Annotated in this window: 14 protein-coding genes; 11 read left to right on the top strand and 3 right to left on the bottom strand. The window is 29.0% G+C overall.

The annotated features are described in order from the left end of the window. Positions 1-391 precede the first annotated feature (391 nt). The 5 genes from sgtB to NR218_RS11470 all read left to right on the top strand — a co-directional run bounded on the left by sgtB (position 392) and on the right by NR218_RS11470 (position 4,789). Positions 392-1,204 carry a monofunctional peptidoglycan glycosyltransferase SgtB gene (gene sgtB / locus NR218_RS11490; protein WP_017175221.1) on the top strand — a complete coding sequence of 271 codons (813 nt, stop codon included), beginning with the start codon at positions 392-394 and terminating at the stop codon, positions 1,202-1,204. A 168-nt stretch (positions 1,205-1,372) separates the two neighbouring features. After that, positions 1,373-2,176 (top strand): recombination regulator RecX, encoded by an 804-nt coding sequence (gene recX, locus NR218_RS11485; RefSeq protein WP_019835723.1) that lies wholly within the window; start codon positions 1,373-1,375, stop codon positions 2,174-2,176. After that, on the top strand, positions 2,169-2,483 hold the full coding sequence (locus tag NR218_RS11480) for a YfhH family protein (RefSeq protein ID WP_002455132.1): 315 nt from the start codon (positions 2,169-2,171) through the stop codon (positions 2,481-2,483). Before recX ends, NR218_RS11480 begins: the two co-directional genes overlap by 8 nt. A gap of 15 nt (positions 2,484-2,498) precedes the next feature. After that, positions 2,499-4,016: an ATP-binding cassette domain-containing protein gene (locus NR218_RS11475; RefSeq protein ID WP_017175219.1), complete on the top strand. Its 1,518-nt coding sequence runs from the start codon at positions 2,499-2,501 to the stop codon at positions 4,014-4,016. Positions 4,017-4,024: 8 nt separating this feature from the next. Then, positions 4,025-4,789: a teichoic acid transporter gene (locus tag NR218_RS11470; RefSeq protein WP_265883418.1), complete on the top strand. Its 765-nt coding sequence runs from the start codon at positions 4,025-4,027 to the stop codon at positions 4,787-4,789. A gap of 117 nt (positions 4,790-4,906) precedes the next feature. Here the strand turns inward: NR218_RS11470 and NR218_RS11465 are convergent, their stop codons facing one another. After that, on the bottom strand, positions 4,907-5,884 hold the full coding sequence (locus NR218_RS11465; protein ID WP_049379627.1) for a metal-dependent hydrolase: 978 nt from the start codon (positions 5,882-5,884) through the stop codon (positions 4,907-4,909). A 135-nt stretch (positions 5,885-6,019) separates the two neighbouring features. Here NR218_RS11465 and mutY point away from each other — a divergent pair, with 135 nt between their 5' ends. The 3 genes from mutY (at position 6,020) to NR218_RS11450 (ending at position 9,592) form a co-directional block, all read left to right on the top strand. Then, on the top strand, positions 6,020-7,066 hold the full coding sequence (gene mutY, locus NR218_RS11460; RefSeq protein WP_019835725.1) for an A/G-specific adenine glycosylase: 1,047 nt from the start codon (positions 6,020-6,022) through the stop codon (positions 7,064-7,066). A gap of 92 nt (positions 7,067-7,158) precedes the next feature. Continuing rightward, entirely contained in the window at positions 7,159-7,701 is a 543-nt protein-coding gene (locus NR218_RS11455) for a DUF402 domain-containing protein (RefSeq protein WP_017175215.1), read from the top strand. Between the two features lie 154 nt (positions 7,702-7,855). Further along, positions 7,856-9,592 carry an ABC transporter ATP-binding protein gene (locus NR218_RS11450; protein WP_070716836.1) on the top strand — a complete coding sequence of 579 codons (1,737 nt, stop codon included), beginning with the start codon at positions 7,856-7,858 and terminating at the stop codon, positions 9,590-9,592. A 77-nt stretch (positions 9,593-9,669) separates the two neighbouring features. Here NR218_RS11450 and NR218_RS11445 read toward each other — a convergent pair whose 3' ends face one another. Both NR218_RS11445 and NR218_RS11440 read right to left on the bottom strand, forming a co-directional pair. Beyond that, a complete protein-coding gene (locus NR218_RS11445; RefSeq protein WP_017175213.1) occupies positions 9,670-10,764 on the bottom strand; it encodes an FUSC family protein in 1,095 nt (364 codons plus the stop codon). 154 nt (positions 10,765-10,918) lie between these two features. Next, positions 10,919-12,208: a glutamate-1-semialdehyde 2,1-aminomutase gene (locus tag NR218_RS11440; protein ID WP_017175212.1), complete on the bottom strand. Its 1,290-nt coding sequence runs from the start codon at positions 12,206-12,208 to the stop codon at positions 10,919-10,921. An 80-nt stretch (positions 12,209-12,288) separates the two neighbouring features. Between NR218_RS11440 and NR218_RS11435 the strand changes: the two genes are divergently transcribed. The 3 genes from NR218_RS11435 to perR all read left to right on the top strand — a co-directional run bounded on the left by NR218_RS11435 (position 12,289) and on the right by perR (position 14,245). Further along, positions 12,289-12,744: a peroxiredoxin gene (locus NR218_RS11435; RefSeq protein ID WP_017175211.1), complete on the top strand. Its 456-nt coding sequence runs from the start codon at positions 12,289-12,291 to the stop codon at positions 12,742-12,744. Between the two features lie 5 nt (positions 12,745-12,749). After that, positions 12,750-13,700, top strand: coding sequence for a phosphoglycerate dehydrogenase (locus tag NR218_RS11430; protein WP_017175210.1), 951 nt, complete (start codon positions 12,750-12,752; stop codon positions 13,698-13,700). 95 nt (positions 13,701-13,795) lie between these two features. Beyond that, positions 13,796-14,245, top strand: a complete 450-nt coding sequence (perR, locus tag NR218_RS11425) for a peroxide-responsive transcriptional repressor PerR (RefSeq protein WP_017175209.1) — start codon at positions 13,796-13,798, stop codon at positions 14,243-14,245. The last annotated feature ends 422 nt before the right edge of the window (positions 14,246-14,667 follow it).

Raw genomic sequence — 14,667 nt, 5'->3', positions numbered from 1 at the left:
TTTTTAATGTGTTGATAGTCGATGATTGAATTACAATGTAACTGTATTCTGGATAGGCTCCAATGAAACTGAGAATGTATCATTACAAGTCGTGTCAATTCATAAGCGTCTGATTGATTTGTTTTCCTTGTTTTCTAGAAATGGAGAAAATACGTTTTAAATGTTACTTTTAAAAATTCATATATTTATGAACTTAATATCGTTTTTTAAATCCGCTTATCCATCTTTAAAAAATCCTTCTCTATCTTCTTCAAAGTAACTTGAAAATTTGAGCGATATAAAAACCAATGATACACCTTGAGACTGATTTTTGATTGTTTATATAGATAAAAATAATACTTACTGTTAAACTCTCAATTATAGAGTGACCTTTAAGTAAAGGAGCAATCCCATGAAAAGAAGACAAAGAGATAACTATCCAAAAGAGAAAACAACTTATTATCAAAATGAGCCTTATTATAATACCTATTATCAACCTGTGGGTTCACCACCGAAAAAGAAGAAAAGTAAACGGCTCTTTCTAAGAATGTTTATTATATTTCTGATTATATTTGCTTTGTTTACTGGATTAATGTATTTTTTATCATCTAGAGCGAATGTCGATGATTTACAAACGATTGAAAATAAGAGTAATTTTGTATCATCAGACAATATGCCGAATTATGTTAAGGGCGCATTTATATCTATGGAAGATGAACGTTTTTCTAAACATCATGGATTCGATATCAAAGGGACAACACGTGCATTATTTTCAACGATTGGTGAACGTGAGGTACAAGGCGGGAGCACCATTACTCAACAAACTGTAAAAAATTATTATTACAATAATGAACGTTCATTTACACGTAAACTAAAAGAATTATTTGTCGCGCATAAAGTTGAACAGCAATACAGTAAAAATCAGATATTAAGTTTTTATTTGAATAATATTTACTATGGTAATAATCAATATGATATTGAAAGTGCAGCAAATTACTATTTTGGTGCAACTACAAATCAAAATAATAGTAGTTATCCGATTATTACTGTATTACAAAGTGCAATGCTAGCAAGTAAAGTTAATGCCCCAAGTGTATATGATATTAATAACGTATCAAATAATTTCAAGAATCGAATTAAAGTGAATTTAGAAAAAATGAGACAACAGAATTATATTTCTGACAGTCAATATCAAGAAGCCTTATCGCAACTTAATAATTATTAATATAGTAATATAACAATTTAATTAAATATAAACTAAGAGTGAGAATGAGAATAAATAAACTTCCATTTCGCTCTTTTTTAATATCAAATACTATATGTGTTAGATTTTCTGTTATAAAATAAATATATTATTAAAATACAATTTTTAATTAGTATGAGGAGAATAATGATGCCGAAAATTACTAAAATAGAAGTTCAAAAAAATAATAAAGAACGATTTAATCTCTTTCTTGACGAAGCATTTGAAATGGGAATTGATATAGATACACTCGTTAAATTCAATTTGAAAAAGAATCAAATGATAGATGCTGCAGAAATGGAAAAAATTCAAAAATACGAACACTATCGTCTAGGAGTTAATATGGCAATACAATATTTATCATATAAAAAACGAACTGAAAAAGAAGTTAGTGATTATTTGAAAAAGAATGATATTAATGAAATGGCAGTACAAAAAGTGATTGAATATTGTTATAAAGAGCAATATATTAATCATGAAGATTATGCTGAAAGTTTAAAAAATACAATGATCAACACAACAGATAAAGGACCTGAAGTATTTAAACAAAAACTATACCAAGTTGGAGTAGAACCTAATATTATAGATAGATATGTTAAACGATATGAAGAAGAGCAACCTATAGAATCTATCATTCATGTTGCTAAAAAAATAATGAAAACTAAAAAAGGTCCTGTTGTTAAAGTAAAGCAAAAAGTAATGCATAGCTTAATCCAAAAAGGATATACAATAGAAACTGCACAATATGTACTTAATGAGTTAGACTTTGCTCAAGACGAAGAAGTGCTAGATGACTTATTACAAAAGGATTTAGAAAAAGTTTATAATAAACAATGTCGTAAATATGATGGTAATACATTAAAAATGAAAACAATAGAAGCACTTATGAGAAAAGGATATAATTATGATAAAATAAAAATTAAATTAGCAGAAAGTGGTATTTTAGATGAGTGACAAAAGATTAAGTGAAATGTCTGAACAGGAATTGAGACATGAAATACAATTATGTAAAGAAAAAATGCGTAAAGCTGAAATGAATGGCATAATGAATGAATATGATGTTTATGAAAGTAAAGTCATTGTAGCTGAGAGTTATTTAGTCGATCGTTCTAAAATTAATATAGGCAGAATGTATAAATTAAATGATGGTAGTGAACAATACTTTAAAGTTGAACGTTTAAAAGGGGTTTTTGCTTGGGGTTATAGAATAAATAGTACGAATCCTGAAGAGGGTTTACCCATTGCATTATTAAAAATTTAGAAGGATGTAACACAAATGGGAAGTTCAATCGTTTTAAAATTATTAAATGTTACACAATACTATAGAAACCAAAAGAATAGAAAGTGGTATTTGCCGTTTGGATATGGCGCGGAAGACATAGAATTAAATAAAATAACTTTACACATTTATCAAGGAGAAGCTCTTGCACTCATAGGAGAACCTGGTTCATCCAAAACATTGATTGGAAGAATTATGGCACAAGATATTGCACCTGATAGAGGGAAAGTTGTACAATCAGCAAGTATTTATTATGGAGATATAAAAAACAAACATTTATTAAATATGTCTGTTAAAAGTTATATTGAAGAAACACAATGCTTATTTAATTACGAGACGTCTTCACATATTGTCGATCAAATTATTAAATATGCGCATTTAGATGATAAATCTTCGATTCAAGTGAATAAACTTAGTCACTCTGAGTATGCGCAATTGATTTTAAGTGTTGCAAGAGTTTGTAAAACAGAAATTATTATTTTAAGTCATATTCTCGAATATCTTGATGAAGCTTTTTTAAATAAGGCGAAACAACTTTCAAAAGACTATGTGTCTAATGACTTATCAATTATATTTGTAGACGATGATATTTCTAAAATATCTCAAGTAAGTAACTATGTTACATGGATTTCTCACGGACAAGTGCGTATGGAAGGGTCTTTAAATGACGTTTTACCAGTATTTAATGATCATGAAAGAGATAGATTAAGTATCGAAGATGAAGAAACACTTAAGAATTTTGATTTGGATTGGAAGAAAAGTAGAAGTAGATTGCCGGAAATGAGTTATAACTTTAAAAGAGTCGAACGATACAAACATGTTAAAGTTCCGGATTTTATAGTTAAATTTTGGACGCTTTTAGTTTCAACGTTAATCGTCTTAGTGTTACTTGGCGCACTGGTAGTGAATAATATAGGGAAAATTGAAATTCCTATCAACGAATCTCAGAAGAAAGTTCAAAATCAAGACACGGATTCTTTTGAAAATAAATTGTCTTATGGAATTGTTCTACATGATGAAGTGACATTATCAAATCATCAAGATATTGAAATGCCAAAATATTCTTTTGTGACGATTACTGGAGAAAGTGCTTCAAAATACCGCTTAATTGTCGATGATGATACATATGAAGTAGGTAAGAACAAAATTTATTATTTTAATCCTGCTGCATTATATGAAACGCATAAATTTAGTACTTTAGCGCCTTATATGAAGTCAAACTACAGTAAGTATGTTGATTATTTTAATACTCAATTACATAAACCACATAAGCAAGTGAAAAAGACGCTTGTTCCTGAAAAAGATCAACGATTTGTGGTGCCTATTACACAACAACCTATTAAAATGTTATTTAATGATGAGGATAAGTTAACTGGTTTTGTATTTCCTATAGTAGATAAATCAAAATTAGAGCGTAAATTTAATATTAAAAGTAATGTATGGATTTCAAAATTAAATAATGGATATTTAATTGCAGATATGAAAAATAGTAAATGGATTTATATCGAATTGTAGGTGTAAACATGATAGATAAGTTAATATTATATTTTAAACATTTTCCATCTCTTTTACATTTGGCTAAAGCAAAAGTAAAAGAGACTTGGAAATATGATGTGATTTTATTTTTAATACAATTAATTATCATTAGTATCATAATTGGAGTGATGTATTTATTTAATACAGAAGAAATTGAAAAGGCCCAATGGATATATCGAATGATTGCGTTCTATACTTTTGTAACCATTGCTTATATTATATATAAATCATTCAAATTATATAAGTATGATTATCTTATTGCTAAATCATTTCAACTCACACCTATTATTACGCCCATCCTTAATGCACTGATAGGGGCTATCATCATCTGTGTTTTATCATTGATTACATCAATCTTTAAGCCAGTAAACCTTGAAACATCGGTGATATCTTTTGTTTATTTTATACTAATGTCGATTATATTTATTGTTTTTATATCAATAACATTAAGTTTATTGACTTTAATAAGTAAAAAAGTATTTAAATTTTATGTGGTAGCAACAATTGTGTTATTCTTTTTAGTACCTATCATTTTTATACCTAACAATAAGGCAAATATGATTGATCAAATATTAAAAATTAATCCATTATATTATTTGATTGACGGATTATCATCTTCAATTGTTTTTGGAGCTGTAAATATGTACAATATTGTGTATCATATTTATTTTATTGCTTTTTTAGTATTAATTGGAGTTATCAATTTTATTTTAACTCGACTTGTTGCCCACAAGAAATATGAATATTTTTAATATATGAGTGAATCACTATAAATAACATATATATTTTTTGATGTTATAATAATAACCCCTAAATGACTGTCAATAAGTCATCTAGGGGTTGTTTAAATTATAGTTAAAGTTAATGAATTAATGAGAGTACAATTTTTTTTGAAGTTTTTCTTCTGTAAATACCCATCCAATATAGGAATGGTCAATTTTTTGATCTTGAGTAAGATGTGCAATTGCTGCAAAAGAATAATGTCCTTTATTTAGATAACGTAAATCTATCAATCGTATCTCAGTTGTTTGATCATCAAGTTTACGTATTTGCCAACGATAGATAGAAGAGAATTTTAGAAACGTTCTTATTTCAGGATTACTTTTTATTTGCCATAAAAGTGTATCGGGTGAAAATTGTTGACGTTTTACTTTATCACTAAACGTTATATTACGACCATAAGCTCTACCTACATAATCATAGTTTTTAGTTTGAATCGCTACACGCCATTCCATAAATTTCATAGTAGGTGCAACAAAAATTTTCACAGGATGATGTTCATCATGAATGTGTTTCAACGCTTGAGATTTGATTATTGATTGCATTTTAAATCTAACAATATAATAAATAATTAAAATACCAATAATTGGAAAGAACACTAGATATGGATGAACGCCTAATAACCATAGCGTGATTCCTATACATAATATTAAAAAAATAATTGGATCGAATGTATTAATTACACCGAGTTGTATCCACTTATTTGATATAGGTCTAAGTGCTTGTGTACCATATGAATTAAAGATATCTACAAAAACATGTAAAAAGACCGCTAACTGAGCCCACATCCATATATGAGTCACATCTATATGCGGAAAGATAACATATATTATAAAAGCAAGTAATATTGGCCATAAAATCGTAAAGGGTATGGAATGTGTAATACCACGATGATGTGAAATATAAGTTGCATTATTTTTTAATTTTAAAACCGTATCGCCATCAGGTATTAAAGAACCCGCAATTAAAGTTGTTGCAGTAGCTGTCATAGAATGTGACATTGCTGGGTCTTGTGTAGCTAAAGCAGTTAGTCCAATGCCGATAGCAATATGAGTGGCTGTATCCATAAAAGTTCACTCTTTTCATCTTGATTTAATATATATTATAATCTAAAAATTAGAATAACAAAATTAAGATACTTATCAAATATTAGAAAGTATTATAACTTATACATTTTTTTATGTAAGAGAAAGGATAATTTAATGTTAAATGAAACGACATTTAAAAATAATATTGTGACATGGTTTGAGAAAAATCAACGAGAAATGCCTTGGAGGGAAACGACTAATCCATATTATATATGGCTAAGTGAAGTTATGCTTCAACAAACACAAGTTAAAACGGTCATTGATTATTACAATAAATTTATTCATCGATTTCCTACAATTGAAGCGTTAAGTGAAGCAAAAGAAGATGAAGTATTAAAGTATTGGGAAGGTCTTGGATATTATAGCCGTGCCCGCAATTTTCATACAGCAATTAAAGAAGTACATCATAATTATAATGGTGAAGTACCATCATCCGCTAAAGTTTTTGGTGAATTAAAGGGAGTAGGTCCATATACTCAAGCAGCTGTAATGAGTATTGCTTTTAATCGCCCTTTAGCTACTGTAGATGGAAATGTCTTTAGAGTATGGACTCGACTTAATAATGACCATCGTGATATCAAATTACAATCTACTAGAAAATCATTTGAAAAAGAGCTTGAACCTTTTGTACAAGAAGAAGCGGGTACATTTAATCAATCAATGATGGAATTAGGTGCAACAATATGTACACCTAAGAATCCGTTATGCCTATTTTGTCCAGTACAGGAAAATTGTGAAGCGTTTCGAAAAGGAACTACGTTAGATTTACCTATCAAAACTAAAAAACAAGCTAAGAAAATAATTAATCAGGAGGTTTTTTTAGTCAGAAATCAGAAAGGTCAATATCTGATTGAAAAACGTCAAGAAAAGCTACTTAATGGTATGTGGCAATTTCCAATGTTTGAAAGCCCGAATGGGATTCAAAAATTAGAAAATAAGTTAAACCATTCATTAACTTTATCTGAGAACATAATATTTCAATTAAAGCATCAGTTTACACATAAAACTTGGAATTTAAATGTTTATAGTGTGATTGAAGATATAAATATTGACTCAGCACAATTACCAGACTTTATGGAATGGTTTGATTTAGAAAATCGAGACGATTATTCTTTCCCAGTATCAATGAGTAAAATATATGAGTTTATTGTTGGTAAATAGAAAAATATATTATCTCTCTATATCTCTTTAAAGAAGTTTAAAAAAATATGGTATAATTCGAATTGTAAAAACTTTAAAAGGTGGTGTGGAGTATGGTTAAAGAATCCATACCTAAAGAAGGCGAAAATATAAAAATCCAAAGCTATAAACATGATGGAAATATTCATAGAGTATGGTCTGAAACAACGATTTTAAAAGGAACAGATCACGTCATCATTGGTGGGAATGATCATACCTTAGTAACTGAAAGTGATGGACGTACATGGATTACTAGAGAGCCTGCAATCGTGTACTTTCATTCTGAGTATTGGTTTAATGTAATTTGCATGTTTAGAGAAGATGGTATTTACTATTACTGTAATTTATCTTCGCCTTTTGTATGTGATGAAGAAGCTTTAAAATATATTGATTATGATTTAGATATTAAAGTTTATCCAAATGGTAAATATCATTTATTAGATGAGGATGAATATGAACAACATATGAAACAAATGAATTATCCTCATGAAATAGACGTAATACTCAGAAGAAATGTAGACATTTTACAACAATGGATAGAACAGAAAAAAGGTCCTTTCGCTCCTGACTTTATAAAAGTTTGGAAACAAAGATATAAAAAAATTCGTAATTACTAAGCATAATTGAGGCAAATAGTAATTAATTAGTTTATAGTACTTGAGTAATAAATAAGAGGTTGAAACTACTTGCCTATTCTTAAATAAATGAGTTTATGAATAGAGGGTTCAACCTCTATTCATTTTTTGATAATAAAATTAAGGAGGAGTCAGTGTGATTCGACGATATTTAGAATTTGTCAAACCATATAAATATCGTATTTTCGCAACGATTATTATTGGAATTATAAAATTTGGTATTCCAATGTTAATTCCATTATTAATTAAATATGCGATTGATGGTGTCATTAATAATGGTACATTAACTACCAATGAAAAATTCCATCATCTTGCTATAGCGATAGGTATTACTCTATTTATATTTTTAATTGTGCGCCCGCCAATTGAATACCTTCGACAATATTTAGCACAATGGACGAGTAATAAAATTTTATATGATATTCGTAAGCAATTGTATGACCATTTACAAGCTTTAAGTGCTCGATTTTATGCAAATAATCAAGTGGGACAAGTTATATCGAGAGTAATTAATGACGTAGAACAAACGAAAGACTTTATTTTAACTGGGTTAATGAATATTTGGTTAGACTGTGTAACGATTATTATTGCGCTTTCTATTATGTTCTTCTTAGATATTAAATTAACACTTGCAGCAATTATTATTTTTCCTTTTTATGTCTTTACAGTATATTTTTTCTTTGGACGTTTAAGAAAATTAACACGTAAACGTTCACAAGCATTAGCGGAAGTACAAGGATTTTTACATGAACGTGTTCAAGGTATGTCTGTAATAAAAAGCTTTGCAATTGAAGATAATGAAGCGAAAAACTTTGATAAAAAAAATAAAAACTTTTTAAGTAGAGCGTTTCAACATACTTCATGGAATGCCTATTCATTTGCAGCTATTAATACAGTCACAGATTTAGGTCCTATCATTGTTATTGGAGTAGGGTCATATTTAGCAATCACTGGTTCAATTACAGTAGGTACCTTAGCAGCTTTTGTAGGATATTTAGAACAATTATTCGGACCATTAAGACGTTTAGTTTCTTCATTCACAACTTTAACGCAAAGTTTCGCCTCTATGGATCGTATTTTTCAATTAATGGATGAAGACTATGACATTAAAAATAAAAAAGGTGCACAACCTATTGAAATAAAAGAAGGACATATTGAATTAAAAAATGTAAGCTTTAAATATAATGAAGATGAATCTTTAGTTTTAAAAAATATAAATTTAAATATAAACAAAGGTGAAACAGTAGCATTCGTCGGTATGAGCGGGGGAGGTAAATCTACGCTTATTAATCTTATTCCACGTTTTTATGATGTAAGTGAAGGTGAAATTTTGATCGATAGTCATAATATTAAAGATTATTTAACAGGAAGCTTGAGAAATCAAATTGGACTTGTTCAACAAGACAATATTTTATTTTCTGATACTGTAAGAGAGAATATTTTATTAGGACGTCCTGATGCTACTGAAGAAGAAATAATCGAAGCAGCTAAAATGGCAAATGCGCACGACTTTATTATGAATTTACCGAATGGCTATGATACTGAAGTTGGAGAACGTGGCGTAAAATTATCTGGTGGCCAAAAGCAACGTTTATCTATTGCGCGTATTTTCTTAAATAATCCACCTATATTAATTTTAGATGAAGCGACAAGTGCACTTGATTTAGAAAGTGAAGCAATTATTCAAGACGCATTAGATGTTTTAAGTAAAGATAGAACTACACTTATTGTAGCTCATAGATTATCAACAATCACACACGCAGATAAAATTATTGTTATGCAGCATGGCCAAATCGTTGAAACGGGTACACATAAAGAGCTGATTGCTAAAAAAGGTGAATATGAACATTTGTATAGCATTCAAGATTTATAACTAAATAATGAATACTAAAAAAGACAAACTCAACTTTGATAGTTAAGTTTGTCTTTTTTAGTATTGATATTTAATTTTTATAAATCAAAGTCTTCATCTTGAATTTCAATATCCGTGTCATTACGATGATACGTAAAGAAACTTAATCTTAGTCTATCTAAATGCTCTAAATAATATCGATATTCTTCAATAGCTGCGATAATTTGCATGATATTCGAATATGAATATTCTACTTGATATGGATTTTGAATTAATTGATATTGAAAAGCATCCATAAGATTTTTCTTTTGAGGATTTAAAATTTGATTATCAAAATCATCTACATTATAACGCGCCTTTTTTGATAAACTTTTTAAAATTTGTTCATGATACGCTGTTAATGAATCTAACTCTAATTTAATTTGAAATAATAAATTATGATTCGTATTATGCAAATCATTTTGATATCTAGCCATACGATTTAATACTTCGTAAGCTTGTCGAGTTGTTCCAACGACCTCTTTAAATAATATCTTTTTACGATTTTGTTGGAAAGCAGCTTTTCTTGTAAACGTACGTTCTTCGTGATAATAGTTATAGATTTGTTCTAATTTTATGATGCGAGATTCTAACTGTTCACCATCTTCTTTTATCTGATGATATTCAGAAGTATCATTAATCACAAGTTTAAACCATATAAATATGTCGGAAGAAATATTAACCGCATTATGATAAATTTTAGTTTCGAATTTTGGAGGTAAGAATACTAGGTTTACAAGTGAAGCACTTAAAACTCCAATCATTACTAAAATAAATCTAAATGTAGCTGCAAGATAAAACGATCCTGTATGTTGCCCCATAATGATTAACGCAGTGACACCTGCTAATGTTGCTACATGCGCCAAGTTTAATTTGTATAAAATGGCGATTAATAGAATGACTGTGATACCCATAATCACAATGTTTTTACCAAAAATGGTTACCATAATCACTGCTAATATAGCACCGATTAAATTACCTGTAGCTTGTTCAGATATCGTTTTCATTGAACGATATATATTAGGTTGCATTGCAAAAATAGCACTTATTCCTGCTACAGATTTCAAACCAACATTATCAGGTAAAAAAGAAGCGATAAAAAGGGCGAGAATGATAGCAATTCCAGTTTTAAGTATACGTGCGCCTAATTTCAAATACAACGCTCCTTTAAATAACAAGTTTATAGTTTAATGTATTTTTAAATTAGTATACACTCAACAAATAAAACTATACAAGTATACGCATATATAAAAACCCAAGAATGTATATTTACGATATGACATTCTTAGGTCCGTTAAATTTTAAATATTATTTCATTTGACTGAAGGCATAGTCAGCCGCTTCTAATGTTCGATCAATATCTTCTTCAGTGTGTTCAGTAGTTAAGAACCATGCTTCAAATTTAGAAGGTGCTAAATTAATACCTTGGTTAAGCATAAGTTTAAAGAATTTTGCAAATGCCTCACCATCAGAATTTTCTACTTGTTCGTAGTGTGTTACTTTTTCATCTGTAAAATAGAGTGTTAGCGATCCATAAATACGATTAATTGTTGCAGTAATATGATGTTTTTCGATAAGTTTATTTAAACCATCTTCTAAACGTTTACCCAAATTATCTAATTTCTCATATACACCATCTTGCTCTAAAACTTCAAGTAATGCAATACCTGCTCTCATTGAAAGTGGGTTACCTGCCATTGTTCCTGCTTGGTATGCTGGGCCTAATGGAGCAACATGTTCCATGATATCTTGACGGCCACCGTAGCCACCGATTGGTAATCCACCACCAACAATTTTACCAAATGCTGTTAAATCTGGATAAACATTTAATAAATCTTGTGCAGCGCCATAATGGAAGCGGAAAGCAGTGATGACTTCATCGTAAATCACTAAAGCCCCATGTTCATGAGTGATGTTGTTAACTTCTTCTAAAAAGCCTGGTTGAGGTTTTACCATACCAAAATTACCTACAATAGGTTCTACTAATACAGCTGCTACTTCATCTCCCCAATGTGACATGGCTTCTTTATAAGATTCAATGTCATTGAAAGGTACAGTAATGACTTCTCTAGCGACACTTTCAGGTACACCAGCTGAATCTGGAGAACCTAATTGAGAAGGTCCGCTTCCTGCAGCAACTAATACTAAATCAGAATGGCCATGATAAGACCCCGCAAATTTAATAATCTTATTTCTTTTAGTATAAGCTCTAGCAACTCGAATTGTAGTCATTACTGCTTCTGTTCCAGAATTAACAAAACGAATTTTTTCTAATGAAGGAATAGCTGCTCGTAATTTTTTACTAAAATCAATTTCAAGTTCAGTCGGTGTACCATATAACACACCTTTAGCCGCTTGATCTTGGATAGCTTCAGTAATATGAGGATGAGCATGACCAGTGATTATAGGACCATATGCTTGTAAATAATCAATGTACTTATTTCCATCGACATCGTAAAGATAAGCGCCATGACCTTCACGCATAACTACGGGAGCACCTCCGCCAACAGCTTTATAAGAGCGTGAAGGAGAATTAACTCCACCTAAAATATATTCATTTGATAACTTTTGAAGACGTTCACTTTCAGTGAAATTCATAGAGTATCAACCTTTCTTATTTAATAATATTCATTACTATCGTAACATAATAATTATAATATGAAGAAATGAGTGATACGATGTTAAAAATAGGAGATCTTTTTCCAAAATTTGAATTAGAGAATCAAAATGGTGAATTAATTACTAATGAAAAAATTATGGGAGAAAAAACAATATTATATTTCTACCCACGAGATAACACACCAACGTGTACAACAGAAGCATGTGACTTTAGAGATAATATACAATACTTTAATGATATGAAAGTTAAAGTTTATGGTATTAGCGGGGATTCTAGAAAAAAACACGAAAACTTTATTAATAAGCATCATTTGAATTTTGATTTGTTAGTTGATGATGAATTTAAGTTATCGAAGGCAGTAGGAATATATCGTTTGAAGAAAAGTTTTGGAAAAGAAAATATGGGAATAGTGAGAACAACGTTTGTAATAGATGAAGCGGGATATATTACAAATATCATTGAAAAAGTAAAAGTTAAAACACAAATAGATGAATTAAAACAAATGCTGGAGTGAGATAAATGAAAATCGTAAGCTTGAAACGTTTAGGTAATATAGAAAATGAATTAATAGAAAAGTATCCTGATATTTCATTTTTGTTTTATGATAAAGCAGATAATATTCCAGATAATGAAAAAAAAGAACTCGAGGTATTGATAGGGTATGACGGGGAGATTAATGAAAGATTTATAAAGTCTTGCCCGAATTTAAAGTGGATTGCATGGTATGCAACAGGCGTAAACAATCTACCATTAGAGTATATTAAGAATAAAGGAATTATTTTAACCAATACTAGAGGAATACAATCAAAGCAACTTTCAGAATATATACTAACTTTTATATTAGATGATCATAAAAAAATGAAAACATCATTTATTAATCAACAAAAGCATATTTATGATAGTACTTTGACAGGTAAACGTTTAAAGGATGAAACAATTTTATTTTTAGGTACTGGAGCTATTGCTCAAGATACTGTAAAGTTATTGACACCTTTCGAATTGAAAATAATAGGTGTAAGTAAAACAGGAAAACAAAAAGAAGGATTTAATCAAACATATGAGATAAATGAATTAGACGAACTATTAGGAGAAGCGGATATAATAATTAATACGTTACCAGAAACCAAAGAAACATATCATTTATTAAACAAACATCACTTCCAATTAATGAAGGAAGATACCTTATTTATTAATGTAGGAAGAGGAACTATAGTAGAAGAAGACGATTTAATTGAAATACTTAAAGAAAAATTAATACGTCATGCTTACTTGGATGTATTCGAAAATGAACCACTAGAATCAGAACATCCACTTTATGATTTAGATAACGTGACAATTACTGCACATATAACTGGTAATGATAAAGAAAATAAAAAGGAAGCAACGAAAATATTTGAAAGAAATCTATCTCATTTTCTCAATAAAGAAGAAATAAGTGAGAACGTAGTAGACTTAAAAGATGGCTATTAATATAAAACTTATGGAATAATTGACAATGCCGTATGAAAGTAGTTATATTATTAATAAGATAATAATAATTATAAAGTAGAAAGATGGTGAAAATGATGAGTGCAGAAATAGAATCAATTGAACATGAGCTTGAACAAGCTATAATAGCATTAAGAAAGTCAGGCGTTCGTATCACGCCTCAAAGACAAGCTATTGTTAGATTTTTAATTAGCTCACATACACATCCTACAGCGGATGAAATTTATCAAGCACTTTCACCTGATTTTCCTAATATAAGTGTTGCGACAATTTACAACAATTTAAGAGTATTTAAGAAGATAGGTATTGTAAAAGAATTGACTTATGGAGATGCATCAAGTAGGTTCGACTTTAATACTCATAATCATTATCATGTTATTTGTGAACGATGCGGTAAAATAGTAGATTTCCACTATCCTCAATTGGATGAAATTGAACAATTAGCTCAACACGTTACAAACTTTGACGTAACACATCATCGAATGGAAATTTATGGATTGTGTGAAGAATGTAAAAATAAAGAATAAAGTTAGGCAATGACTTTAATGTCATTGCTTTTTTTGTTTATAAGTAATCAAAGAATTTAAAAGATAAATATTAAATAAAAAATACTATAGAGTTTTAGTATAAAAAATACTCATTAAAGATAATGAATACATTTAGTGTGAAATATTAAACAATTTTATATTATAAAATTCATTGACGTTCAATAATAAACTTGCTATTATATAAAAGTCGTCAAAAACAAAAGATATTGTTTGAAAACGCAAAGTAAATTAGTTTAAAACAATGTTAAGAAAGTGTAATTTTGACTATTGATTATAAAAACAATTTATTATAAGATATTATTTGTTGAAATATTAATTAACTTCAAGAAAAGAAAAATTAAAAAAGTTCTTGACAAAAATAATTAGTATTTGATACAATTAATAAATGTAATTGTTAAAAC

The organism is Staphylococcus sp. SUC_1.2 (assembly GCF_026222585.1).
The sequence above is the reverse complement of the archived record's forward strand: the minus strand, read 5'-3'. Positions and strand labels throughout refer to the sequence as shown.